This is a genomic window from Rhodoferax sp. (assembly GCF_044236835.1).
Taxonomy (GTDB): Bacteria; Pseudomonadota; Gammaproteobacteria; order Burkholderiales; family Burkholderiaceae_C; genus Allorhodoferax.
In genome coordinates, this window is sequence record NZ_JBIIGC010000012.1 from 1 (window position 1) to 26,038 (window position 26,038).

At 61.7% G+C, this 26,038-nt stretch carries 18 protein-coding genes, 2 tRNA genes and 1 pseudogene; 19 read left to right on the forward strand and 2 right to left on the reverse strand.

The window, feature by feature from the left end; translation table 11 throughout:
• From ACILRC_RS09660 to ACILRC_RS09745, 18 genes and pseudogenes are all read left to right on the forward strand, one after another.
• Window positions 1-127, forward strand: a pseudogene (locus ACILRC_RS09660) (elongation factor Tu); the annotation flags it as partial.
• 11 nt (window positions 128-138) lie between these two features.
• Window positions 139-214, forward strand: a tRNA-Trp gene (locus tag ACILRC_RS09665).
• A gap of 108 nt (window positions 215-322) precedes the next feature.
• Complete coding sequence (secE, locus tag ACILRC_RS09670; protein ID WP_395669156.1) at window positions 323-703, forward strand: preprotein translocase subunit SecE; 381 nt, start codon at window positions 323-325, stop codon at window positions 701-703.
• 2 nt (window positions 704-705) lie between these two features.
• Window positions 706-1,293 carry a transcription termination/antitermination protein NusG gene (gene nusG / locus ACILRC_RS09675; protein ID WP_395669157.1) on the forward strand — a complete coding sequence of 196 codons (588 nt, stop codon included), beginning with the start codon at window positions 706-708 and terminating at the stop codon, window positions 1,291-1,293.
• 143 nt (window positions 1,294-1,436) lie between these two features.
• Window positions 1,437-1,868 (forward strand): 50S ribosomal protein L11, encoded by a 432-nt coding sequence (gene rplK, locus ACILRC_RS09680; protein WP_395669158.1) that lies wholly within the window; start codon window positions 1,437-1,439, stop codon window positions 1,866-1,868.
• Complete coding sequence (rplA, locus tag ACILRC_RS09685) at window positions 1,869-2,564, forward strand: 50S ribosomal protein L1 (RefSeq protein WP_395669159.1); 696 nt, start codon at window positions 1,869-1,871, stop codon at window positions 2,562-2,564.
• A gap of 255 nt (window positions 2,565-2,819) precedes the next feature.
• A complete protein-coding gene (gene rplJ / locus ACILRC_RS09690) occupies window positions 2,820-3,347 on the forward strand; it encodes a 50S ribosomal protein L10 (protein WP_395669160.1) in 528 nt (175 codons plus the stop codon).
• Window positions 3,348-3,387: 40 nt separating this feature from the next.
• Window positions 3,388-3,765: a 50S ribosomal protein L7/L12 gene (rplL, locus tag ACILRC_RS09695; protein WP_395669161.1), complete on the forward strand. Its 378-nt coding sequence runs from the start codon at window positions 3,388-3,390 to the stop codon at window positions 3,763-3,765.
• A 266-nt stretch (window positions 3,766-4,031) separates the two neighbouring features.
• The gene (gene rpoB / locus ACILRC_RS09700) at window positions 4,032-8,144 is read left to right on the forward strand and encodes a DNA-directed RNA polymerase subunit beta (RefSeq protein WP_395669162.1); all 4,113 of its coding nucleotides are present in this window, start codon (window positions 4,032-4,034) and stop codon (window positions 8,142-8,144) included.
• Between the two features lie 20 nt (window positions 8,145-8,164).
• Entirely contained in the window at window positions 8,165-12,382 is a 4,218-nt protein-coding gene (gene rpoC / locus ACILRC_RS09705) for a DNA-directed RNA polymerase subunit beta' (protein WP_395669163.1), read from the forward strand.
• A 39-nt stretch (window positions 12,383-12,421) separates the two neighbouring features.
• Window positions 12,422-13,738 carry a 16S rRNA (cytosine(967)-C(5))-methyltransferase RsmB gene (rsmB, locus tag ACILRC_RS09710; RefSeq protein WP_395669164.1) on the forward strand — a complete coding sequence of 439 codons (1,317 nt, stop codon included), beginning with the start codon at window positions 12,422-12,424 and terminating at the stop codon, window positions 13,736-13,738.
• A complete protein-coding gene (locus tag ACILRC_RS09715; protein ID WP_395669165.1) occupies window positions 13,695-14,327 on the forward strand; it encodes a DUF4390 domain-containing protein in 633 nt (210 codons plus the stop codon). Before rsmB ends, ACILRC_RS09715 begins: the two co-directional genes overlap by 44 nt.
• Entirely contained in the window at window positions 14,324-16,597 is a 2,274-nt protein-coding gene (locus ACILRC_RS09720; protein ID WP_395669166.1) for an ATP-binding protein, read from the forward strand. Before ACILRC_RS09715 ends, ACILRC_RS09720 begins: the two co-directional genes overlap by 4 nt.
• Window positions 16,598-16,633: 36 nt before the next feature.
• Complete coding sequence (locus ACILRC_RS09725) at window positions 16,634-17,308, forward strand: response regulator (RefSeq protein WP_395669167.1); 675 nt, start codon at window positions 16,634-16,636, stop codon at window positions 17,306-17,308.
• Between the two features lie 32 nt (window positions 17,309-17,340).
• Window positions 17,341-17,416 (forward strand) — tRNA-Phe (locus ACILRC_RS09730).
• Window positions 17,417-17,532: 116 nt separating this feature from the next.
• Window positions 17,533-18,612 carry an alpha/beta hydrolase family protein gene (locus ACILRC_RS09735; protein WP_395669168.1) on the forward strand — a complete coding sequence of 360 codons (1,080 nt, stop codon included), beginning with the start codon at window positions 17,533-17,535 and terminating at the stop codon, window positions 18,610-18,612.
• Between the two features lie 183 nt (window positions 18,613-18,795).
• Window positions 18,796-19,365: a hypothetical protein gene (locus tag ACILRC_RS09740; protein ID WP_395669169.1), complete on the forward strand. Its 570-nt coding sequence runs from the start codon at window positions 18,796-18,798 to the stop codon at window positions 19,363-19,365.
• Window positions 19,366-19,676: 311 nt separating this feature from the next.
• The gene (locus tag ACILRC_RS09745) at window positions 19,677-20,396 is read left to right on the forward strand and encodes a hypothetical protein (protein WP_395669170.1); all 720 of its coding nucleotides are present in this window, start codon (window positions 19,677-19,679) and stop codon (window positions 20,394-20,396) included.
• 113 nt (window positions 20,397-20,509) lie between these two features.
• Here the strand turns inward: ACILRC_RS09745 and ACILRC_RS09750 are convergent, their stop codons facing one another.
• Window positions 20,510-22,639, reverse strand: coding sequence for an ATP-dependent helicase (locus ACILRC_RS09750; protein WP_395669171.1), 2,130 nt, complete (start codon window positions 22,637-22,639; stop codon window positions 20,510-20,512).
• A 118-nt stretch (window positions 22,640-22,757) separates the two neighbouring features.
• On the opposite strand from ACILRC_RS09750, the gene ACILRC_RS09755 reads away from it, so the two are divergent.
• Window positions 22,758-23,738 (forward strand): AEC family transporter, encoded by a 981-nt coding sequence (locus ACILRC_RS09755; RefSeq protein ID WP_395669172.1) that lies wholly within the window; start codon window positions 22,758-22,760, stop codon window positions 23,736-23,738.
• Window positions 23,739-23,759: 21 nt separating this feature from the next.
• Here the strand turns inward: ACILRC_RS09755 and priA are convergent, their stop codons facing one another.
• The gene (priA, locus tag ACILRC_RS09760) at window positions 23,760-25,907 is read right to left on the reverse strand and encodes a primosomal protein N' (protein ID WP_395669173.1); all 2,148 of its coding nucleotides are present in this window, start codon (window positions 25,905-25,907) and stop codon (window positions 23,760-23,762) included.
• Window positions 25,908-26,038: the final 131 nt, after the last annotated feature.

Genomic DNA, 26,038 nt, shown 5'->3' on the forward strand with positions numbered 1-26,038 from the left:
TGGCGACAACGTGTCGATCACTGTGAAGCTGATCAACCCGATCGCCATGGAAGAGGGTCTGCGCTTTGCTATCCGCGAAGGCGGCCGCACTGTGGGCGCGGGCGTCGTTGCCAAGATCATTGCGTAAGGATTTGCTGTAGGGGTATAGCTCAATTGGCAGAGCGTCGGTCTCCAAAACCGAAGGTTGTAGGTTCGATTCCTACTGCCCCTGCCACCCGGTAACCGGGGCGGCAAACAAGCCCGCTAAACCCTAGCGGGCTTCAGCGTCTTAGGATGGCTGATTTTGCTAAGCGTATCGAACCCTCTGTTAAGTAAGAAAACTATGGCCACGACACAAGTTGAAACAGTGAACACCGGCGCCGACAAGGCCAAGTTGGGTGCGGCTGCTGCATTGGTGGTCGCCGCACTCGCGTCTTTTTACCTGCTATCCAAGCAGGGGCCCTTGGTGCAATGGGGTGCGTTGCTGGCGTGTTTGGCGGCGGCAGTGGGTGTGTTTCTGACCGCGGAGTCCGGACGCCAGCTTGTGGCTTTTGGTCGTGACGCGTGGAAAGAGGTCAGAAAGGTGGTCTGGCCTGAGCGCAAGGAGGCGATCCAGATCACTGCTTATGTGTTCGGCTTTGTCTTGATCATGGCGCTGTTCTTGTGGCTGACGGACAAAACTCTGGAATGGCTTTTTTACGACTTGATTCTGGGATGGAAGTAGCAATGACTGACGCAGCAACAGACTCGGCCGCAGCGGCCGCGACGCAGTCGGCCAACCCGGATTTGCGTTGGTACGTTGTGCACGCTTATTCCGGCATGGAAAAGGCGGTGGAGCGCAACATTCTTGAGCGGATCAACCGTGCGGGCATGCAGAACAAGTTTGGTCGCATTTTGGTGCCTATGGAAGAGGTGGTTGAGGTCAAGAACGGCCAAAAGAAAACCACCGAGCGCAAGTTTTTCCCTGGCTATGTGCTGGTTGAAATGGTGATGGATGATGACACTTGGCACTTGGTCAAGCACACCAACAAAGTGACCGGATTTGTAGGTGGAGCCAAGAACCGCCCCGCCCCGATCTCGGAGGCCGAGGTCATGAAGATTGTGAGCCAGATGCAAGAAGGCACCGAGAAGCCGCGCCACAAGATCGAGTTTGTGGTTGGCGAATATGTGCGCGTCAAGGATGGCCCGTTCACCGACTTCAATGGTTCGGTGGAAGACGTCAACTACGAGAAGAGCAAGGTGCGTGTCTCGGTCACCATTTTTGGGCGATCCACGCCGGTGGAGTTGGAGTTCTCTCAAATCGAGAAAACCTGACGACAGGAGTGTGGGGAGCGGTCCCCGACAAGCTGCACTTGCCGACTCGGTGCAGTGGTTTGAAGAGGAAGAGTCGTTAACCCCCGGGGAGCCGCGGTCTGAATAGGTCAGTACCAAGGCGTTACCACCCGCAAGGAGAAAACATGGCAAAGAAAATCGTCGGATTTATCAAGCTGCAAGTGCCAGCTGGTAAAGCCAATCCTTCCCCACCCATCGGCCCGGCATTGGGTCAACGTGGTTTGAACATCATGGAGTTCTGCAAGGCGTTCAACGCGCAGACCCAAGGTGTAGAGCCTGGACTGCCGTTGCCGGTGGTGATCACCGCATTTGCGGACAAGAGCTTTACTTTCGTCATCAAGACACCGCCGGCAACCGTGCTGATCAAGAAGGCGATCAAGCTCGACAAGGGCTCTGCCCGTGCGCACGTGGACAAGGTTGGCAAGATCACCCGCGCGCAGCTCGAGGAAATCGCAAAGACCAAAATGAAAGATATGACTGCAGCCGATCTGGATGCAGCGGTTCGTACTATCGCCGGCTCGGCCCGCTCGATGGGCGTGAATGTGGAGGGCGTTTAAATGTCCAAGCTCACCAAAAAGCAAAAGACCCAAGTGGGCAAGGTTGACAGCAACAAGCTCTATCCCTTGGGCGATGCCCTGGGGCTGGTGAAGGAGTTCGCCAACGCCAAGTTTGATGAGTCGATCGACGTCGCAGTGCAACTCGGTATTGATGCCAAGAAGTCCGACCAAGTGGTGCGTGGCGCCGTAGTGCTACCCAACGGCACCGGCAAGACCAAGCGCGTGGCGGTGTTCGCCCAAGGTGCCAAGGCCGAAGAAGCCAAGGCTGCGGGTGCCGACATCGTCGGCATGGACGATTTGGCCGCGATGGTCAAGGCCGGTGACATGCCGTTCGATGTGGTCATTGCCGCTCCGGACGCTATGCGTGTCGTGGGTACGTTGGGCCAGATTTTGGGCCCGCGTGGCTTGATGCCTAACCCCAAGGTGGGCACCGTGACGCCGGACGTGGCAGGTGCGGTGCGCAACGCCAAGGCCGGCCAGGTGCAATTCCGTGTCGACAAAGCCGGTATCGTGCATTCGACCATCGGCCGCCGCTCGTTCGAAAGCGACAAGCTGCAGGGCAATTTGGCTGCGCTGGTGGAGGCCTTGACCAAAGCCAAGCCCGCGTCGAGCAAGGGTGTGTATTTGCGCAAGGTCGCGGTGTCCTCGACCATGGGTGTGGGTGTTCGTGTGGACATCCAAACCATCAGCGGATAAGCGCTTAGGAATCTGGGTGCTGCGCGAGCAGTGCCCGATGTGGTGGGCTGGACGTACTCCAAGGTGCGTCCAGGCCATCCAAGACCGTTGGCGCACAGGCAGCTGTGCTTAAAACAGGCAGCGATTCCAATCGCCGCCAAAGCCAACGCAGATGGCGATCCCGCTGCATACGGAAGTTTTCTGTAAACAGTTGGTCGCTGCAATGTGGCGTGCCCAAGCAGCGAAAGCTGCAAGGCACATTGAAAGGAGTAGACCTTGAGTCTGAATCGCAGTGAGAAAGAAGCGGTCATATCGGATGTGACCAGCCTCGCCGCAAAAGCTCAAACGCTCGTGATTGCGGAGTACCGCGGCATCACGGTTGCGGACATGACCAAACTGCGCAATACCGCCCGCAGCCAAGGTGTGAGCCTCAGTGTGTTGAAAAACACCTTGGCCCGCCGAGCCGTGGCTGGTAGTGCGTTTGAGGTTGTGGCCGACCAGATGTCCGGCCCGCTGATTTACAGCTTTTCCCAAGACGCAGTAGCCGCCGCCAAGGTGGTGGCCGACTTCGCGAAAACCAATGACAAGTTGGTGATCCGTGGCGGTGCGTACGGTGGGAAAGTGCTGGACGTCAACGGCGTTAAGCAACTGGCAAGCATCCCTTCCAAGGAAGTGTTGCTGGCACAGCTGCTGGGCTTGATGCAATCCCCCATCTCGCGTACAGCCCGTGTGCTGGCCGCAGTGGCGGAACAAAAAGGCGCAGGCGCGGCATCCGCTGCCCCAGCAGAAGCAGTGGCGGCCTAGGCCCCGCTGTTGTAGTAACCAATATTGTTAGGAAATCAAAATGGCATTCGATAAAGACGCATTTTTGACCGCGCTCGACAGCATGACGGTCATGGAACTCAACGACCTGGTTAAGGCCATCGAAGAGAAGTTTGGTGTGAGCGCAGCCGCCATGGCCGCGCCCGCTGCGGGTGGTGGTGGTGGTGCCGCTGCAGCAGTGGAAGAGAAGACCGAATTCAACGTCGTCCTGACCGAGGCTGGCGCCAACAAGGTGTCGGTCATCAAGGCAGTGCGCGAAATCACCGGCCTGGGCCTCAAGGAAGCCAAGGACCTGGTGGACGGCGCTCCTAAGTCGGTCAAGGAAGGCATTGCCAAGGCTGACGCCGAAGCCGCCCTCAAGAAGCTGGTGGAAGCCGGTGCCAAGGCTGAACTGAAGTAATTCAGTCCGCGCAAAAGGCTGGGGTGTCCGCTAAGGGCACTCCAGCTTTTGTGCTTACAGAGTCCACTCCAAATTGGTTGGCGGCAACCACTTTGGAGTGTCTTCTGAAACCGACTGCAGAAGATGCCTTGGTACGGGTTGTGTGCAATGCGCAGCCGTCCGCCAATGATTGGTAGTGGCCAATCACCAAGCCTGTTGAGAGCGGTGCTCAACGCGACAGTCGCCTAGGACCCCCAGGATTCCTTCAGTTTTTGCCCGGAGATCTAATGGCTTACACATACACAGAACGCAAACGCATTCGCAAAAATTTCGGCAACCGCGACAGCGTGCTCGAAATTCCCTACTTGTTGCAGATGCAGAAGGATGCTTACACCGCGTTCCTTCAAGCGGAAGTGCCGCCCAAAAAGCGCACGGTTGAGGGTTTGCAGGCTGCGTTCGAGGCGGCCTTCCCCATCGTGTCGCACAACGGTTTCGTCGAGATGAAGTACCTCGAGTACAACTTGGCCAAGCCGGCTTTTGATGTGCGTGAGTGCCAGACCCGAGGCCTGACCTACGCATCTGCAGTGCGCGCCAAGGTGCAACTCATCATTTACGACCGTGAATCGTCCACTTCGCAAAACAAGGTGGTCAAGGAAGTTAAGGAACAAGAGGTCTACATGGGCGAAGTGCCCTTGATGACCACCAAGGGCTCCTTCATCATCAATGGCACCGAGCGCGTCATCGTCTCGCAGCTGCACCGCTCCCCCGGCGTGTTTTTTGAGCACGACAAGGGAAAAACCCACAGCTCGGGCAAGCTGCTGTTCTCGGCCCGCATCATTCCTTACCGCGGCTCCTGGCTGGACTTTGAGTTCGACCCCAAAGACCTGCTGTACTTCCGCGTCGACCGCCGTCGCAAGATGCCGGTCACGATTTTGTTGCGCGCCATCGGCCTGAACAACGAATCCATCCTGGCCAACTTCTTCGTCAATGACAACTTCCGTCTGATGGACAGCGGCGCCCAAATGGAGTTTGTGGCCGAGCGCCTGCGCGGTGAAGTCGCCCGCTTTGACATCACCGACAAGAGCGGCAAGGTGGTGGTGGCCAAAGACAAGCGCGTCACCGCCCGCCACACGCGTGAGCTTGAGCAAACCCAAACCACGCACATCAGCGTGCCCGAAGACTTTCTGGTGGGCCGCATCGTTGCGCGCAACGTCGTCGATGCTGAAACCGGTGAGATTTTGGCCAAGGCCAACGAAGAGCTGACCGAGCAGTTGCTCAAGAAGCTGCGCGCCGCCCACATTCAGGAACTGGCCTGCATCTACACCAACGAACTTGACCAGGGCGCCTATATTTCGCAAACCCTGCGCATCGACGAAACCGCCGACGAGTTCGCCGCCCGCGTGGCCATCTACCGCATGATGCGCCCCGGCGAGCCGCCCACGGAAGACGCCGTGCAAGCGCTGTTCCAGCGCCTGTTCTACAACCCCGACACCTACGATTTGTCGCGCGTGGGCCGCATGAAGTTCAACGCCAAAATGGGCCGCGCCGAGTCGACCGGCCCCATGGTGCTGACCAATGAAGACATTCTTTCGGTGGTCAAGATCTTGGTGGACTTGCGCAATGGCCGTGGTGAAGTCGATGACATCGACCACCTGGGCAACCGCCGCGTGCGTTGCGTGGGCGAATTGGCCGAGAACCAGTACCGAACCGGTTTGGCCCGTATCGAGAAGGCCGTCAAAGAGCGTCTGGGCCAGGCCGAGCAAGAGCCGCTGATGCCGCACGACCTGATCAACAGCAAGCCCATCTCTGCAGCGCTCAAGGAGTTCTTCGGCGCCTCTCAGTTGTCACAGTTCATGGACCAGACCAACCCGCTGGCCGAGATCACCCACAAGCGCCGTGTGTCGGCACTGGGCCCGGGTGGCTTGACCCGCGAACGCGCTGGCTTCGAGGTGCGTGACGTGCACGTCACCCATTACGGCCGAGTCTGCCCTATCGAGACGCCAGAAGGTCCAAACATCGGCCTGATCAACTCCTTGGCTTTGTACGCACGCCTCAATGAATACGGCTTCATCGAGACACCCTACCGCCGCGTGGTAGATAGCAAGGTGACGATGGACATCGATTACCTGTCGGCGATCGAAGAAGGCAAGTACGTGATCGCGCAGGCTAACGCCGCCCTGAACAAGGACGGCCTGCTGACCGGTGACTTGGTCTCGGCCCGCGAAAAAGGCGAGTCGATTCTGTGCAGCGCCGAGCGCATCCAGTACATGGATGTGTCACCGGCGCAAATTGTGTCGGTGGCGGCATCACTGGTGCCGTTCCTAGAGCACGACGACGCCAACCGCGCGCTGATGGGCGCCAACATGTCGCGCCAGGCCGTGCCAGTGTTGCGTCCCGAAAAGCCCATGGTTGGCACCGGTATTGAGCGCGTTGCTGCGATTGACTCCGGCACTGTGGTCACCGCAACCCGCGGTGGCGTGGTTGATTACGTGGACGCAACCCGCATCGTGGTGCGCGTCAACGACAGCGAGGCGCAGGCCGGTGAAGTGGGTGTGGATATTTACAACCTCATCAAGTACCAGCGCTCCAACCAGAACACCAACATCCATCAGCGCCCGATCGTCAAGCGTGGCGACAAGCTGGCCAAGGGTGATGTGATCGCCGACGGCGCATCGACTGACCTGGGTGAAATCGCCATCGGTCAGAACATGCTTGTGGCCTTCATGCCCTGGAACGGCTACAACTTCGAAGACTCGATTTTGATCAGCGAGCGCGTGGTGGCTGAAGACCGCTACACCTCCATCCACATCGAAGAACTCGTGGTGATGGCGCGTGACACCAAGTTGGGCGCGGAAGAAATCACCCGTGATATTCCCAACCTGAGCGAGCAGCAGCTCAACCGTCTGGACGAGTCCGGCATCATCTACGTGGGTGCTGAAGTGTTGCCCGGCGACACGCTGGTCGGCAAGGTCACACCCAAGGGAGAGACCACGCTCACGCCAGAAGAAAAACTGTTGCGCGCCATCTTTGGCGAGAAAGCCAGCGATGTGAAAGACACTTCGCTGCGTGTTGATCAGGGCTCGCAAGGCACCGTCATTGATGTGCAAGTCTTCACCCGTGAAGGCATCACCCGCGACAAGCGCGCACAGCAGATCATTGACGACGAGCTGAAGCGCTTCCGCCTCGACTTGAACGACCAGATCCGCATCGTGGAAGCCGACGCATTCGACCGTATCGCCAAGCTGCTCGACGGCAAGGCCGCCAACGGTGGACCGCAAAAGCTGGCCAAGGGCACCAAGATCGACAAGGCCTATCTGGCTTCGGTGGAGAAGTTCCACTGGTTTGACATCCGCCCTGCCGACGAAGACGTGGCGGGACAGCTGGAAAGCATCAAGAACTCGCTGGAACAAACCCGCCACAGTTTCGACCTAGCCTTTGAAGAAAAGCGCAAAAAGTTGACGCAGGGCGACGAGTTGCCCGCAGGCGTGTTGAAGATGGTCAAGGTCTACATCGCGGTCAAGCGCCGCTTGCAGCCCGGTGACAAGATGGCTGGTCGCCACGGTAACAAGGGCGTGGTCTCCAAGATCACTCCGGTGGAAGACATGCCTTACATGGCTGACGGCACACCCGTGGACATCGTGCTGAACCCTCTGGGCGTTCCTTCGCGGATGAACATCGGTCAGGTGCTGGAAGTGCACCTGGGCTGGGCCGGCAAGGGCCTGGGCCAGCGCATCGGTGACATGCTCCAGCGCGAAGCCGCTGTGGCTGAAATCCGCGGCCTGATGGAAAAAATCTACAACGGCACAGGCCGCAAGGAAGACCTGAAGCAGTTGTCGGATTCCGAAGTCCGCGACATGGCCGAAGAGCTGACCCACGGCGTGCCGTTTGCGTCACCCGTGTTCGACGGTGCCACCGAAGCCGAGATTGGCGACATGCTGCAATTGGCTTACCCGGAGGAAGTGGCCAAGGCCAAGGGCTTGACCGCCACCCGCACCCAAGCGCAGTTATACGACGGCCGCACCGGCGACCCATTCGAGCGCACCACCACCGTGGGCTACATGCATTACCTCAAGCTGCACCACCTGGTGGACGACAAGATGCACGCCCGCTCCACCGGGCCATACAGCCTGGTCACACAACAACCGCTGGGCGGCAAGGCGCAGTTTGGTGGACAGCGTTTTGGCGAAATGGAAGTGTGGGCGCTGGAGGCCTATGGTGCGTCCTACGTGCTGCAGGAAATGCTCACGGTCAAATCCGATGACGTGCAAGGCCGTACCAAGGTGTATGAAAACATCGTCAAGGGCGAGCACTCCATCGAAGCCGGTATGCCCGAATCGTTCAACGTGCTGGTCAAGGAAATTCGTTCCTTGGGCATCGACATTGAACTCGAACGTTCTTAAAGATAAGGGAAAGAAGTCACATGAAATCTTTACTCGACCTGTTCAAGCAGTTCACGCCCGATGAGCATTTCGATGCCATCAAAATCGGCATGGCCTCGCCCGAAAAAATCCGCTCTTGGTCTTTCGGCGAAGTGAAGAAACCCGAGACCATCAACTACCGCACCTTCAAGCCAGAGCGCGACGGCCTGTTTTGCGCCAAGATCTTCGGGCCCATCAAGGACTACGAATGCCTGTGCGGCAAGTACAAGCGCCTCAAGCACCGTGGCGTCATCTGCGAGAAATGCGGTGTGGAAGTCACCCAGACCAAAGTGCGCCGCGAACGCATGGGCCACATCGATCTGGCGGCACCTTGCGCCCACATCTGGTTCCTCAAGTCCCTGCCCAGTCGTTTGGGCCTGGTGCTGGACATGACGCTGCGCGATATCGAGCGCGTGCTCTACTTTGAAGCCTACGTAGTCACCGACCCCGGCATGACGCCGCTGAAGAAGTTCAGCATCATGACCGAGGACGATTTCGACGCCAAGTTCAAGGAATACGGTGATGAGTTCACCGCAAAGATGGGCGCTGAAGGCATCAAGGACCTGTTGCAAAGCATCGACATCGAAGGCTCGATCGAGAAGCTGCGCAACGACCTGACTGGCTCCGAGCTCAAGATCAAGAAGAACGCCAAGCGTTTGAAGGTGCTTGAAGCGTTCAAAAAGTCCGGCATCAAACCCGAGTGGATGGTGCTTGATGTGCTGCCCGTGCTGCCACCGGACTTGCGTCCCTTGGTACCGCTGGACGGCGGCCGCTTTGCGACCTCTGACCTCAACGACCTGTACCGCCGCGTGATCAACCGCAACAGCCGCCTGCGCCGTTTGCTGGAATTGAAGGCCCCCGAGATCATCGCCCGCAACGAAAAGCGGATGCTGCAAGAAGCCGTGGACAGTTTGCTGGACAACGGCCGCCGCGGCAAGGCCATGACCGGCGCCAACAAGCGCGCACTCAAGTCCTTGGCCGACATGATCAAAGGCAAGTCGGGCCGCTTCCGTCAGAACTTGCTGGGCAAGCGCGTGGACTACTCCGGCCGTTCCGTGATCACTGTGGGCCCCACCCTCAAGTTGCACCAGTGCGGTCTGCCCAAGCTGATGGCCTTGGAGTTGTTCAAGCCCTTCATCTTCGCGCGGCTGGAAGCCATGGGCATTGCCACCACCATCAAGGCGGCCAAGAAGGAAGTTGAATCTGGCACGCCGGTGGTCTGGGACATCCTCGAAGAAGTCATCAAAGAGCACCCGGTGATGCTCAACCGCGCACCTACGCTGCACCGCCTGGGCATCCAGGCCTTTGAGCCCATCCTCATCGAAGGCAAAGCCATTCAGCTGCACCCCCTGGTCTGCGCGGCCTTCAACGCCGACTTCGACGGCGACCAGATGGCGGTGCACGTGCCCTTGTCGGTGGAGGCGCAAATGGAAGCCCGCACGCTGATGCTGGCCTCCAACAACGTGCTGTTCCCCGCCAACGGCGAGCCGTCCATCGTGCCCTCGCAAGACGTGGTGCTGGGCTTGTACTACACCACCCGTGAGCGCATCAACGGCAAGGGCGAAGGCCTGATTTTTGCCGACACCGGCGAAGTGCAGCGCGCGTTCGATGCGGGCGAGGTGGAACTCAACTCGCGCATTAACGTGCGCCTGACCGAGTACACCAAAGACAAGGAAAGCGGCGAGTTTGTTGCATCGACTGCGCTGTGGGAAACCACCGCTGGCCGCGCCTTGCTCTCCGAAATCCTGCCCAAGGGCCTGCCGTTTGCCAACATCAATAAGGCCCTGAAGAAGAAAGAAATCTCCAAGCTCATCAACGTGTCTTTCCGCAAGTGCGGCTTGAAAGAGACGGTGGTGTTTGCCGACAAGCTGTTGCAGGCGGGCTTCCGTTTGGCGACCAAGGCTGGCATTTCCATCTGCATCGACGACATGCTGGTGCCGCAAGAGAAGCACGAAATCATCCGCCGCGCCCAAAAGGACGTCAAAGAGATTGAGCAGCAATACGTTTCCGGCTTGGTGACTGCGGGCGAGCGCTATAACAAGGTGGTCGACATCTGGGGCAAGTCGGGCGACGAAGTCTCCAAGGTGATGATGGCCAAGCTCTCCAAGGAGATCGTCACCGACCGCCATGGCAAGCAAGTGCAGCAGGAGTCGTTCAACTCCATCTACATGATGGCCGACTCCGGTGCCCGCGGTTCCGCCGCGCAGATTCGCCAGGTGGCCGGCATGCGTGGCTTGATGGCCAAGCCCGATGGCTCCATCATTGAGACGCCCATCACCGCCAACTTCCGTGAAGGTCTCAACGTGCTGGAGTACTTCATCTCCACCCACGGCGCCCGCAAGGGCCTGGCCGACACCGCGCTCAAGACCGCCAACTCAGGCTACCTCACGCGCCGCTTGGTCGATGTGACACAAGACTTGGTGGTGACCGAGCAGGACTGCGAAACCCACAACGGCTACCTGATGCGCGCCATTGTCGAGGGCGGCGAAACCATCGAATCGCTGCGCGACCGGATTCTGGGCCGCTGCGCTGCCGACGATGTGCTGCACCCCGAAACCCGCGCCGTGCTGGCGAATGCTGGCGAGATGCTCGATGAAGACAAGATCGAGGAGCTCGAAGCTGCCGGCGTGGATGAAGTCAAAGTGCGTACCGCGCTGACCTGCGAAACCCGCTTCGGCATTTGCGCCAAGTGCTATGGCCGCGACCTGGGCCGTGGCGGCCTGATCAACGGTGGCGAGGCCGTGGGTGTGATTGCCGCGCAGTCGATTGGCGAACCCGGCACGCAGCTCACCATGCGTACCTTCCACATCGGTGGTGCCGCATCGCGTGCGGCCATCGCCTCCAGTGTGGAAGCCAAGTCCAACGGCGTGATCGGCTTCAACGCCACCATGCGCTATGTCACCAACAGCAAGGGCGAACTGGTGGTGATTGCCCGCTCGGGTGAAGTTGTCATTCACGACGAGCACGGCCGCGAGCGCGAGCGCCACAAAGTGCCTTATGGCGCGACCCTGACGGTCAAGACCGACCAGAGCGTCAAGGCCGGTGCGATTTTGGCCAACTGGGACCCGCTGACCCGCCCCATCATCACCGAGTTCGCCGGACGTGCGCGCTTCGAGAATGTGGAAGAGGGCCTCACGGTCGCCAAGCAGGTGGACGAAGTCACCGGCTTGTCCACCCTGGTGGTGATCGATCCCAAGCGCCGCGGTGCTGCCAAGGTGGTGCGCCCCCAAGTCAAGCTGATCGACGCTGCAGGCAACGAAGTCAAGATTCCTGGCACCGACCACTCGGTGACCATTGGCTTCCCAGTGGGTGCCTTGGTGCAAGTGCGCGACGGCATGGATGTGGGCCCCGGCGAAGTGCTGGCCCGCATTCCCATCGAAGGCCAGAAAACCCGTGACATCACCGGCGGTCTGCCGCGTGTGGCCGAGTTGTTCGAGGCGCGTTCGCCGAAAGACAAGGGCGTGCTGGCGGAAACGACCGGCACCATCTCCTTTGGCAAGGAAACCAAGGGCAAGGTCAGGCTGCAAATCACCGACCCCGAAGGCAAGGTCTGGGAAGAGTTGGTGCCCAAGGAAAAGAACATCTTGGTCCACGAGGGCCAGGTGGTCAACAAGGGCGAAACCGTGGTCGATGGCCCGGCCGATCCGCAAGACATCTTGCGCCTGTTGGGCTCCGAAGAGCTGGCCCGCTACATCGTCGACGAAGTGCAAGACGTTTACCGCCTGCAGGGCGTGAAGATCAACGACAAGCACATCGAAGTGATCGTTCGCCAGATGCTGCGCCGTGTGGTGGTCGAGTCGGCAGGTGATTCGGGCTACATCAACGGTGAACAGGTGGAGCGCTCCGAGATGCTCAACACCAACGACCGTCTGCGCGGCGAGGGCAAGATCCCTGCGGCCTTCACCAACCTGTTGCTCGGTATCACCAAGGCATCTTTGTCCACCGACAGCTTCATCAGCGCGGCTTCCTTCCAGGAAACCACCCGCGTGCTCACCGAAGCCGCCATCATGGGCAAGCGCGACGAGCTGCGCGGTCTGAAGGAAAACGTCATCGTCGGCCGCCTGATTCCCGCAGGTACCGGCTTGGCTTACCACGAAGCCCGGGCCGTGCGCGAGAAGATGGACGACGCCGAGCGCCGTGCCATTGCCGACGCCGAAGCCGCCGAGCTGGCCGACGCGATGGCGCAAAGTGCGGCCAGCCAGGACGCAGCCAGCGACTGAACGCGTAGCGCACACCGTTGACGAGCGAGGGCCGAGGCGGTGGCGCACAACGTTCCCCTGTGGCGCCAGCTGCAGGCGCTCACCCAGGTGCTGGCACAGGTGGGCGTTGGTGCGTCGGGCACCGCGTCCCTGGAGGCGGTGCCCCTTGACCTGCGCCCCGGCGTGCAGGCCCTGTCGTTTCACGTGTGGCGCAACCTGGGCCGCGCTCGCGCACTGCGTGCCCTGCTGGTGCCGCGCACACCCGCGCCCAAGGTGGACGCGCTGCTGTGCGCCGCCCTGGCCTTGGTCTGGTCGCCCGATGCTGCGCCGTACGACGCGTTCACCCTGGTGAATCAAGCCGTCGAGGCCGCCAAGCGCAGCCCCGACATGGCCCGCCAGGCGGCATTCATCAACGCCTGCTTGCGGCGCTTTTTGCGCGAGCCCGCCCAGTGGATTGCGCAAACCGACACCGACCCTGTGGCAGTATGGAATCACCCGCTATGGTGGATCCAACGGCTGCAAGCCGACCACCCCCAGCACTGGCAAGGTATCTTGCAAGCGGCCAACCGGCCCGCGCCCATGGTCTTGCGTGTCAACGCCCGCCAAGGGTCGCGCGAGTCGTACTTGGTCGCACTGGCCGATGCTGGCCTGCAAGCGCAACCGGTGGGCGCATGTGGCGTTGCATTGGCACGTGCTGTTCCGGTGACCGAACTCCCCGGCTTCGCCACTGGGCAGGTGTCGGTGCAGGACGCGGCTGCGCAGCTTGCCGCTTTACTGCTATTGGAAGGCGTCGGCTTGTCCCAAGATGCGCGCGTGCTCGACGCCTGTGCGGCGCCCGGCGGCAAGACCGGACACTTGCTAGAGCGCACCGATGCTGCAGTGGTCGCCGTGGAGTCCGATGCCCGTCGCGCCGGGCGCATCGACCAGACATTGCAGCGCCTGAACCTGCACGCTACGGTGCACATCGCCGATGTGGGTGCTACGGCATCCTGGTGGGACGGCGCGCCCTTTGACGCCATCTTGCTCGACGCCCCGTGTACCGCCTCGGGCATCGTGCGCCGCCACCCCGACGTCCGCTGGCTGCGCCGCGAAACCGACATCGCCCAGTTGGCCGCAGTGCAAGCCACGCTGCTGCGCGCGCTGTGGCCCTTGCTCAAGCCGGGGGGGCGCTTGCTGTATTGCACCTGCTCGGTGTTCCGCCAAGAGGGCCAAGCCCAGGTGGAAACGTTTCTTGCACACAACACCGACGCCTGCTTGCTGCCGTCGCCTGGGCATTTAATACCGCAAAAAGGCACCGGATCGGTGCCTCTCCCGGACAATCCGGGCACTGACCATGACGGATTCTTCTACGCCCTTCTGCAAAAAAGCGCTGCTTGAATGGGCTTGGCGTCGCTGGCTGGCACTGGCGTGCCTGGTGTTTTCAGCGGTGGCGCAGGCACAGGGCCAGATCGAAACCGTGAAGCTTCGGGTTGAGCGGGTTGACGAGCAGATTGCCCTGTCAGCGCAACTCCAGTTTGAGCTGGCACCGGCGGTAGAGGACGCCCTACTTAAGGGCATTCCGATGGTGTTTGTCATGACCGCCGATGTCTTGCGGGAACGCTGGTACTGGTATGACAGTCGGGTTGCCAGCGCGGCACGCAGTTTTCGGTTGGCCTACCAGCCGTTAACCGGCCGCTGGCGACTCAATGTGACCTCGGGAGTGGGTGCCGCCGCGCCCATGGGCCTGGCGCTCAACCAAACTTTTGACACTCTGGCCCTGGCGCTGGCCGCCATACGGCGGGTTTCGAACTGGGCTATTGCCGACGCTGGCAACGTGGAGCTTTCCCAGAAGCACCGTGTTGAATTCCGCTTTCGACTGGATTTGGCCCAGCTGCCGCGGCCGTTCCAGATCGGCATGCTGGGCGACAGTGACTGGGATATTGCGGTGGCCGCCCAGGCGCCGCTTGCGATCGAAACCGGCAAATGAACGTCCCCGCCGCAAGCCCTGGCGGCCTGCACACCTCGCGCGCCATGCGCCGCACCACCGCGGTGGTCGCTTTGACCATGGTACTGATCGGACTGTTGCTGTTGTACATGCTGATGCAGGCGACCAACAACCGCGAACTGTACGAGCGCAATTACGCGGTGCTGTTCTACGTGAACATGGCGGTGGCCACGCTTTTGTTGCTGGCGATCGCCTGGGTGGCGTACCGGCTGGTGGGCCGCCTGCGACAGGGCAAGTTTGGCAGCCGACTGCTGGTCAAGCTTGCCGCCATATTTGCGCTGGTTGGCATTGTTCCGGGGCTGCTCATTTACGTGGTGTCCTACCAGTTTGTGTCGCGCTCCATCGAGACTTGGTTTGACGTAAAGGTTGAAGGCGCACTGGATGCGGGCCTGAGTTTGGGCCGGGTCACCCTGGAAACCCTGACCAACGACCTCAATGCCAAGGTCCGCGCATCGGGGGCTCAGTGGCCAGAGGCGGCCCAAAACGGTGGGGGCGCGGAAATCGAGCGTGTGGCCGAACAGCTTGGTGCGACCAGCGTGGCACTGTGGACCGGCTCGGGCCAGCTGCTGGCCAGCACCGGTCAGACCCGCATCCAGCTGATTCCCGACAAACCCAGCCCCGCACAGTTCCGCGCTGCCCGCGCCGACCGGTCGCACGCCTGGGTTGAGGGCTTCGATGACGCCGCACCGACCGAGGCCAGCACGGCGCGCATTCGGGTGCTGGTGCCGCTGGCCTCAGATTCGCTCGACCTCACGCCCGACACCCGCTACCTTCTGGTCACCCGAACCTTGCCAGCCAACCTCGTGGCCAACGCGCTGGCGGTCGAGTCTGCCAACCGCGAGTACCAAGAGCGCGCTCTGGCGCGCGAAGGGCTTAAGCGCATGTACATCGGCACGCTCACGCTGAGTTTGTTTCTCGCGGTGTTTGGCGCCATCTTGTTGGCGGTGTTGCTGGGCAACCAGATCGTGCGACCCTTGCTGGTGCTGGCCGAGGGTGTCAACCAGGTTGCTGCAGGCGACCTCACGCCCAAGCTGGCCATGCAGGGGCGCGACGAGCTGGGTGGCCTGACCCGCGCGTTTGCCACCATGACCGCGCAGCTTTCCGGCGCGCGCCAAGAGGTCGAGCGCAGCATGGCCCAGGTCGATGCGGCGCGGGCCCACTTGCAAACCATCCTGGACAACCTGACTGCAGGTGTGATGGTCCTCTCGGCCGACGGTGCGGTACGCTCTTTCAATCCCAGTGCCGAACGCATTTTGCAGGTGCCCTTGGCACGTTACCTAGGCCAAGCCATTGACGCAGTGCCCGGTCTGGAAGACTTTGGTGTTGGCGTACAGCGCCAGTTTTCGGAGTTCGCCCAGCGCGCCCATGTGCAGGGCACGGACCACTGGCAGCAGCCTTTCGAGCTTGGCGGCAGCCAGGCGCCCATGCACAGCCCATTTGACCGCGCGCTGACCCTGGTGGCCCGCGGCGCGGAGTTGCCCGAGCACGAGCGCCTACTGGTGTTCGATGATATTTCCGAGATCGTTTCCGCCCAGCGTGCCCAGGCCTGGGGCGAGGTGGCGCGCCGCTTGGCGCATGAGATCAAAAACCCGCTCACACCGATCCAGCTGTCGGCCGAGCGCCTGGAGATGAAGCTTGCCGGAAAGCTCGCGCCCGCTGAACAGGCGGTGCTCAACAAGTCGGTCAAGACCATCGTGGACCAGGTCGACGCCATGAAACGGTTGGTCAACGAGTTTCGCGATTACGCGCGCCTGCCCGCTGCCGAGCTCAAGCCGGTGGACCTCAACGCGCTGATCCACGATGTGCTGCACCTGTATGAGGCCCAGTCCACCAGCGCGGCCATTGCCCTGGACCTGGATGCGCAGTGCCCCGAGGTCATGGGCGACGCGCAGCAGTTGCGCCAGGTCATTCACAACCTGCTGCAAAACGCCCAAGACGCCAGCGAAACCGCCGCCGAAGCCGGACGCCCGCGCGCCGCAGTGACGGTGCGCACCCAGTGGCAGCCCACGTCCCAACGCGTGCGCCTGAGTGTGATGGACCACGGCACCGGCTTCTCAGACGCCATCCTCAAGCGCGCGTTCGAACCTTATGTCACCACCAAAACCAAAGGCACCGGGCTGGGCCTGGCGGTGGTCAAGAAGATAGCGGACGAACACGGCTCGCGCGTGGACATCACCAACCGCATGCAGGATGGCAAGGTGGTCGGCGCACAAGTGTCGTTATCATTGCCCGCGCACGACAGCGCCGCTTAAGCGGCGCAAGCCCTTCACAGCAAACCCACGGACACGATGGCAAACATTTTGGTGGTCGACGACGAGCACGGCATTCGGGACCTGCTGTGGGAAATTCTCAACGACGAAGGGCACCAGGTCGAACTTGCTGAGAACGCCGCCCAGGCCCGCGCTGCCCGCCTGCGCGAGCGTCCCGAACTGGTTTTGCTCGACATCTGGATGCCAGACACCGATGGCGTGACGCTGCTCAAAGAGTGGTCCAGCGCCGGCATGCTCAACATGCCCGTCATCATGATGAGCGGCCACGCCACCATTGACACCGCGGTCGAAGCCACCCGCATCGGCGCGCTGGCCTTTCTGGAAAAACCGATCACCATGCAAAAACTGCTCAAGGCGGTGGAGCAGGGTCTGGCCCGCGGCGTTGTGCAGCAACGCGAAAGCCCGGCGCCCGAACCCCGCACCGCCATTGGCGCAGAGACCGCAGCGCAGCAGACCCCGGCCGCAGCCCAAGTCGACCCCGGCCCCGAACCCATCCAAAGTTTCCCACTGGACAAGCCGCTGCGCGAAGCCCGCGACGACTTTGAGCGCGCCTACTTTGAGTACCACTTGGCCAAGGAACACGGCTCCATGACCCGCGTTGCCGAAAAAACCGGGCTGGAGCGAACCCACCTCTACCGCAAGCTCAAGCAGCTGCGCGTGGACCTCACCCGCTCCAAACGCAGCCCAGGCTGAGCCCGTTTTTGCAGTGCTATACTGCCCGGCTTGGCCCGGTAGCTCAGTCGGTAGAGCAGAGGACTGAAAATCCTTGTGTCGGTGGTTCGATTCCGCCCCAGGCCACCATATTGATCAACCCATCCTCGTGATGGGTTTTTCTTTGGCACACACCCAACGGATCTCGCGGTGGTAGCCTGAACCTCCGTCACTTCGCCGACGGGCTCAGGATTTTTCTTACCGCCATGAAAACCAATTCCCTTCCCAAGTTCCTCGCAGTGCGCAACCTGCGCTTTATCACTGGTGTGTTCAGTGCGTGCATCGCAGCAGGCAGCTTGGCTGAGGTGCAGGGACTTGCGTCGCAGCAACCCGCTTCCTCGGCAGCATTGCCCGCAGCAGCGTTGCCCTCTGCAGAGCCGCTGGATGTGGATGCGTCGCTGTTCACCACCCAATACTTCGATTGGTTCGATGCGCAGCGCCAGCGCCAGGTGCCCGCGAAGTTGTATTTGCCTGCTGGCAAGGCGATGTCGGGCTCGGTTCCATTGGTGGTTTTTTCGCATGGAATTGGTGGTTCCAGGGACGGCTATAGCTACCTGGGCCGCTACTTTGCCGCGCATGGCTATGGCAGCTTGCATGTGCAACATGTGGGCAGCGACCGCCAGATCTGGACGGGTAACCCGTTTGCCCTCGTGGCGCGTTTGAGTGACGCGGCCCAAGCGTCTGAGGCGCTGCAGCGGGTGCAGGATGTTCGGTATTCGATCGACCAGATGTTGGCCAGCCCACAGGGCGCTCTGTTCGACACCCGCCGAATCGTTGCGGCAGGGCACTCGTATGGGGCCAACACCACGATGCTTGTTGCCGGCGCACAGGTCGAGCAGCAAGGCCGCAGCGTGTCCTTGCGTGACCCCCGCATCAGCGCGGCCATCATCATTTCTGCCCCGCCCTTTTACGGCCAGGGCGAGCCGACAGCCATACTTTCCGGTATTGACGTTCCGACGCTGCACATTACGGCCACGCAGGACGTGATTCAGATACCCGGGTACACATCGGGGCTGCAGGACCGAATCGACGTTTTCAATGCCATGGGCCGTGACCGCGCGGCACCCAAAGTGCTAGCAGTGTTCAAGGACGGCTCGCACAGCATCTTCACCGACCGCGCCGGTACCGGCGGCCCACTTTTGAATCCCAAAATCAAAGTCGCCACCCGCCAACTGGCGCTGGCGTTTTTGAATGCGCTGCCATCGGGGAACTACCAAGCGATGGACGCGTGGTCGCGCGCCAGCGTGGAGTTGATCGCGCAGTACGAAAGGCGAGAACCCCGCTAGCCTGCGCTTGTGCGCCTTGCAGCACCGTTCGCGACTGGGGCCGCCCGTTGCGCACCACTTGACGCGTGTCAACACACGGCCTAACGGTCAGCCCCACACTGGCTCCATGGACGCCCATGCAGTTCGTCGCCTGCTACCTCACTGGATGGTGCGAACCTGCGCGTACGGGGCGGGACAGTGAAGATGCGCGCGCCACCTGTGCACCAGATCGAGCTGCGCATTGACGGCCTGTCGGCGCTGTTCAACTCCATGGACCCCACGCCGTTTCACCACCGCCACCTAGACCGGGATGCGCAGGAGTTTTTGGAGACGTGGGCCATGGCGTTTGATCACACCAGCCACTTCCGGATCATCGTGCATATACAAGAGATGCCTGAGGAAGACCCCGCGGCTTTGGTGCGCGACGCGATCCACAACTTCTTTGACTACAAGGCCAAGCTGACTAAGCGCCAGCTTGTCTTGCTGTTGATGGAGGGGCGCACCAGCCTGTTGATTGGGCTGGCGTTCTTGGGCGTGTGCCTGCTGTGTGCGGATCTGTTGTCGGGTCAGGCCGACAACGCCTTGGTTCGGGCGGTGCGCGAGAGCCTGATCATCGGCGGTTGGGTGGCGATGTGGCGGCCGTTGCAGATCTTTTTGTACGAGTGGTGGCCCTGCGTGCGCCGCGGCAAGGTGTTTCGCAACCTGGCCAAGGCCCAGGTGCAGGTGACACCCGCTGCACCCAAGCTCGGCGAGGCAACCGCAGCCGTTTCCTGAGGCCTTGCCGGGTAGCAAAAGTGGGCTTGCCTGCCCCAAAGCCCATGCCCATGGCATCGGTTTCTTCCTCAACGTCGGCATGGCGAAGTGAGTTGAAACTTGACGCCTTTGCATATCCCGCGCGAAGCAACTTCCAAAGCGCTCCCCACCATCGATCTGTCTTGCGCGTCCTGCTGTTGTTAACTTTTAACGTTTTTCTTGAAAATGTTCAGGCCTGGACGATATACTTTGCGCAGAAAACGTGCGGTGGATGACCAAACTGGATGTTCGGCGCGTTCCTGACCATGTCACTGGATTCAAGGGAGGCCAACATGCACAAATACTTTCGCGCCTTATCGGTAACGGTTCTTTCGGTTGGTTTGGTTGCTTGCGGCGGCGGCGGCGGCGGGAGCACGACGTCGGCGTCGGTTGCATCAGTTACTTCCACGTCGAACTTCTCGCTCCAGGCTGCGTATGCCAATGCCTTTCAAGCCACCGGAACGACGAACACCATCATTAGATTGACCGACACTGCTGGAAGCACTATTTCTACAGGGACTGGAACCTACACCCGCGGTGCTGTGACAGCGTCCACCTTCGACGGACGTTTTGCGTATTCAAAGTTACTCACCTTTACCTGGACTATGCCGGGCTCTGGTGCAACGTCTGGCGGTGGAAGCTACTACGTCGACTCCAATTACCTGCCCATGAGTGGGGAGACATTTAACGCCGGTGAGTACCCGGTGGTGAATGGCACAGCAGTGATCCCGACTACCGCACGCGTCAATGACAGTGGGCAGATTTATGTCGCCACCCGGTATTCCAGCACCTTGAAAACCGCGTCCTTAGGGACGTCCACACTGGTATACAGCCTGTTGCCGGACACCGCGAACACAGCACTCTTTTCCTTGGTGAATACGCTGCGCAACAACTTTGGAACGGTCGAGGCGACAGTGACGACCGTGATGCGAATCACGCCCTCTGGAACGGTCACATTTGTTTCGGAGAGAATTTTCATTCCGGGCACGGGTGGAATTGAAACCACGTTCTAGCCTGCGTTCACCGCAGGTGGTGAAGGCCAAACCGCTTTTCAACCCGTGTAGAGCGTGGCGGGCGAGAGCCAATTTCAGGTACACCTAGGACCCAACGCACGCCGCACCTAGGCTCAGAGATTTGTTGCTCTCGCCGCTGCCGCTGCCTCAGCCTTGAGAGCGAACTCGGCCCGCAGAGCCCGCAGTTTTTCCCGTGGGTCTTCTTTCACCGTGGCCGCGTCGAGCGCCATCTCGGCAATAAACCGGCTGGGCTGCGCTGCCACCATCTCGCGGCCTTTTTTGCGCCGGCGCGTCCAGCTCACTGCCAGGCTGCGTTGGGCGCGGGTGATGCCCACATACATCAGGCGGCGCTCTTCTTGCAAGCGGGTGGCGGTTTCCGTTTCGCGCACTTCCCGCGCTTGTGGGCTGTCCGCTGAGTCGCCGCCATCGCCGAGCTTGAACGGCAGCATGCCCTCGGTCACGCCGACCAGCAGCACATGCGGCCACTCCAAACCCTTGGCAGCGTGCAGGGTGGAAAGCGTCACCACGTTCTGGTCCTTCTCGCGCTCGCTGATGGTGGATAGCAACGCAATGGTTTGCGACACCTCCAAGAGGCTCTTGACCTCGCGCTCGGTGATGCCCGCCACGTCGTCGATTTGGCCACCGCAGCGCTGCGCCATCCAATCGCAAAATTCCATCACATTGGCCCACTTGGCAGCGGCAATTTTTTCGCTGTCCTCGCCGTCGTACAGGTGCTTTTCGTAATCGATTTCCTTGAGCCAATCGGCCAGAAAACTGCCCGCCGCCTCAAAGCCTTGGGTGTGCCGCGCCCGAAACTGTAGGTCGTTCACATAGCGACCGAACTCGTGCAGGCTGCCGATGGCTTTGCTGCTCAGCACCGCACCCAGCGAGGATGAAAACAGCGCCTCGAACAGGCTGAGCTTGTACTGGCTGGCAAACACGCCCAGGCTGCCCAGCGTCTGGTGGCCAATGCCGCGTTTTGGGGTGGTGACTGCGCGCAAAAAAGCCGGGTCGTCGTCGTTGTTGGCCCACAGGCGAAACCAGGCGCACAGGTCGCGGATTTCGGCGCGGTCAAAAAAGCTCTGGCCGCCCGACACCCTGTACGGAATGTTCGCTTTGCGCAGGGCCTTTTCAAACGGCTTGGCCTGGTGGTTGGCGCGGTAGAGCACCGCAAAGTCCCGGAACTCGCGGAACTGTGCACCGGCCTGCGCCAAGCCGCCTTCCACTCGCAAGCTTTGGATGCGTGCCACCGCGCGCTCGGCCTCGTGCTCCTCGTTGTCGGCGTCCACCACCCGCACCGGCTCGCCCTCGCCCAGGTCGCTCCACAGGTTCTTGGGAAACAGCTTGGGGTTGGGGCCGATCACGTTGTTGGCGGCCCGCAGTATTGCGCCGGAGGAGCGGTAGTTTTGCTCCAGTGTGATGACCTTGAGGTCGGGGAAATCCAGCGGCAGTTTTTTCAGGTTATCCAGGGTGGCGCCACGCCAACCGTAGATGGATTGGTCGTCGTCGCCCACTGCCGTGAAGCGAACACCGTGCCTGCCGCCACCCACCAGCAGCTTGAGCATCTCGTACTGCGTGGCGTTGGTGTCTTGGTACTCGTCGACCAGGATATGGCCCATCTGCGACTGCCACTTTTGGCGGACCTCAGGGTGGTTTTGCAGCATCTTGAGCGGCAGGCTGATCAGGTCGTCAAAGTCCACGCTTTGGTAGGCGCTCAAGCGCTCCTCGTAGCGACCCATCACCACCGCAATCTGGCGCGCGTTGTCGTCGCTGGCCTGCGCCAGCGCCTGTGCCGCATTGAGCCCTGCACTTTTCCAGCCGCTGATGGTCCACTGCCACTGGCGCGCGGTGGCGGCGTCGGTGCTGCCACCGGCGTCTTTGAGGATGCTGGTCACATCGTCGGTGTCGAGGATGCTGAACTCGGGCTTGAGGCCCAGCACCGCGCCGTCCTGGCGCAGCATGCGCACCCCCAGCGCGTGGAAGGTGCACACCACCACCTCTTTGGCGGCCTTGCCGATCAGGCCCTTGGCGCGCTCGCGCATTTCTGCGGCGGCCTTGTTGGTGAAGGTGATGGCCGCCACGTTGTTGGGCGCCATGCCACTTTGGATCAAGCGGGCAATCTTGTGCGTGATCACCCGCGTCTTGCCCGAGCCCGCGCCTGCGAGTACCAGGCAGGGACCGTGCAGGTAATTGACAGCTTCTTGCTGCGCGGTGTTGAGCCCGTGGGCGGGGGAGGTGGACATCAGCAATCGGCGGGCGCGCTTGGCGCGTCAGCAAGGCGGTGGGCAGACAGGGCGGACGGGATGGCGAACGACTCGCCGGGCCTGCGATGTTAGCGAAGCCACCGCCGATAATCGCCGCGTGCTGCAAATACTGACCGTCACCTTCCCGTTTTTTGCCTTGGTACTCGCGGGTTACGTGGCGGCGCGCCGGGGCATGTTGCCACTGGCATCCATTCCCGGGCTCAACGGCTTCGTGCTGTACTTTGCGCTTCCCTGCATGCTCTACCGCTTTGGCGCCAGCACGCCGATTGCGCAGCTGCTGGACCCCAGTGTGGCGCTGACCTATCTGCTGTGCGCCCTCACCATGGTGGCGTTTGTGGTGGCGGTGACCTTGCAGCGGCCCGGCCAGGGCCGCATTGGCTGGAACGACGCATCATTTGGTGCGCTGGTGGGTGCGTTTCCCAATACCGGTTTCATGGGCGTGCCACTGCTGGTGGCGCTCTTGGGGCCGCGCGCCGCCGGGCCGGCCATCGTGACCATCTTGGTGGACATGGTGATCACATCCTCGCTGTGCATTGCCCTGTCGCGTCTTGGCGCGCATGGCGGTGCCTCGGTGGCGCAGGCGGGCAAAAGCGCGCTCAAGGGCGTGCTGGCCAACCCCATGCCCTGGTCGATTTTGTTGGGCGCGCTGGTGTCTGCGCTAGCGCTGGAGTTGCCCAAGCCGGTGGCGACCACAGTGGGTTTGCTGGCCGATGCGGCGTCCCCCGTAGCGCTGTTCACCATCGGCGCGGTGCTGGCCCGCTCGCAAATGCTCTCGCGCGAGGACGAAAGCCACGCGGTGCGCTGGTCCGAAGTGGTGCCGGTGGCCTGCATCAAGCTGTTCTTACACCCGCTTTTGGTGCTGCTGGCGGGCACCAGCGCGGTGGCCTTGGGCGTGCCGCTGGACCCGTTTGCCTTGCAGGTCATGGTGTTGCTGGCGGCGTTGCCCAGCGCCAGCAATGTGTCGCTGCTGGCCGAACGCTTTGGTGCCAACAACGGGCGCATAGCCCGCATCATTTTGGTCTCCACCGCGGCGGCGTTCTTCACGTTTTCGGGCGCAGTGGCGCTGGTGCTGAACTAGAGCGGGCACCACCGCGCGGCGCTATATCGCCAACGGATCGACGTCCATCGCCCAGCGGATCAAGCCCTTGCATTGCGGCAGCGCGCGCGTCTGGTGCAACACCGTCTGCCATCCCGCGAGGAACTTCTGCAGGGCAGCGCGCGATGCGCTTTCCACCACCATTTGGGCGCGCTCCACGTTGGCCACGCGCTGGATCGCCATGGGCACCGCCGGGTACAGCGCAATGTGCTGCAGCAAGCCCGCCCAGTCACTGCCCCACTGGGCCATGCCCTGCTCGGGGTCGAGCGCCTGGGCACGCGCCAGGTTCAAAAAGCCCTGCGCCGCTTCCTGGGTGCGGGCCTCGGCGCGCACCAAGGCCTGCGCGCTAAAGGGTGGCATGGCGGCCTGCTCCCGCTCTTGCAGCTGCTGCGCGGCGAAGGCCGGGTAGTCGTATGCCTTGAGCGCCGCGTACAGCGGGTGGGTCGGCTCAAAGGTTTGTATCCACACCTCGCTTTGCGCGTCCAACGTTGCGTCGCGCCCACTGCGCCCGGCGGCTTGCATCAGCAAGCCAAACAAGCGCTCGGGCGCCCGAAAGTCGCTGGAAAACAGCGCACCGTCCGGGTTGATGGCCGCCACCAGGGTGATGCGCCGAAAGTCGTGGCCCTTGGCCACCATCTGGGTGCCCACCAGCACATCGACCTCGCCGGCATGCACCTGCGCCAGTTGCGCCTCCAGCGCGCCTTTGCGCCGGGTGCTGTCGGCGTCGATGCGGGCGATGCGCACTGGCAGACCTTGCGGGCAGGCCTCAGTCACGCTGCCAGGTCGGCGCACATCGGCCAGCAGCTCGGCCAGGTGCTCCTCTATATGTTCGGTGCCCCGACCCAAGGTGAGGATGTCCGGGTTGCCGCAGTCAGGGCACGCCGCGGGCACCCGGTCGGTGCAGCCGCAGTGGTGGCAGCGCAGGGTGCGGTCGAGTTTGTGGAACACCCGGTATGCGCTGCAGTGGGGGCAGTTGCTTTTCCAGCCGCAGTCACCACAGTGCAGCACTGGCGCATAGCCGCGCCGGTTCAAAAAGACCAAACATTGCTCGCCGCGTGCGATCCGTTCCTTGATAGCGTCCACCAGCGGCACTGAAAACACCGCCCGGCGGGCCTGGTGGTTCATGTCCACCCGGCGCACCAGCGGCAGCGCGCCGGTTTGGCCGATGCGCGATGGCATGTGCAGCCGTTGGTAGCGGCCCCCCTCTTCGGCGCTTCGGCTGTGGTGCCAGCTCTCGAGCGAGGGCGTAGCCGATCCCAGGATCACTTTGGCGCCGTCCAGTCGGGCGCGGTATACGGCCAGATCGCGGGCCGAGTAGCGCGCGCCTTCGCCACTTTTGTAACTGGCGTCGTGCTCCTCATCGACCACGACCAGACGCAAGCCCGGCAAGGACGCGAACACCGCCATGCGTGTACCCAGCACGATGCGGGCTTGCCCATGGTGCGCCGCCAACCAGGCCTTGAGCCGCTGCGGTGGCGTCATGCCGCTGTGCATGGACACGATGGCCGCCTCACCATAGAGCGGCGCAAAGCGCTCGCGCACCCGGGCTTCGAGTTGGGGCGTGAGGTTGATCTCGGGCACCATCAGAAGTGCCTGCGCGCCCGGGTCTTGCGCCAAGGCACTGTGGACGCAGCGCAGGTACACCTCGGTCTTGCCGCTGCCGGTGGCGCCGAACAACAAAAACGGCCCGGCCTGTGCCGCAACGTCGTCCACCACCGTGCTTTGTTCCGGGCTTAACCTGGGCCAGTGTGCCAGCGCTGCCGCATCGGCAGGTGGTGTGTTCTGCGCGCGTTGCAAGCGCCGCTGAATCTGGGCCAGCGACAGATCTCTTAGCTGCGGTGGCAGCGCCGCAAGCGCCATCTCGCCAGTCGAGCGCTGGTAGTAACTGGCGGCAAAGCCCAGCAATTGCCGCCAGCTGCGGCCCAGGGGCGCAACGCCTTCAAGCACGCCAGCGATTTCGCGCAGCTTGTCGGGCTCCAGCGCCGCCGTATCGACGGGCTCGTCCCACACCACCCCCAAGGTTTCGCGCTTGCCCAGCGGTACCCGTACCAAGGTGCCGGCAGGCAGTGGCTGGGCGCTTTGGTAGGTCAGCACCGACCCCAAACTGGCATGGGCGGGGGTGGGCACCAAGACCGCTAGGCAGTGGCGCATGGCAGGTGCGGCGTACGCTGAAGGCGGTGCATTAAGGGCGTTGGCTTGGGGTTGTTTGTTGATGTAAATATTAGGAAAGTGGCTTAAGTCCTTGATTTACAAACCATTTGTCAGTAGTTCAAGTTTTCTGT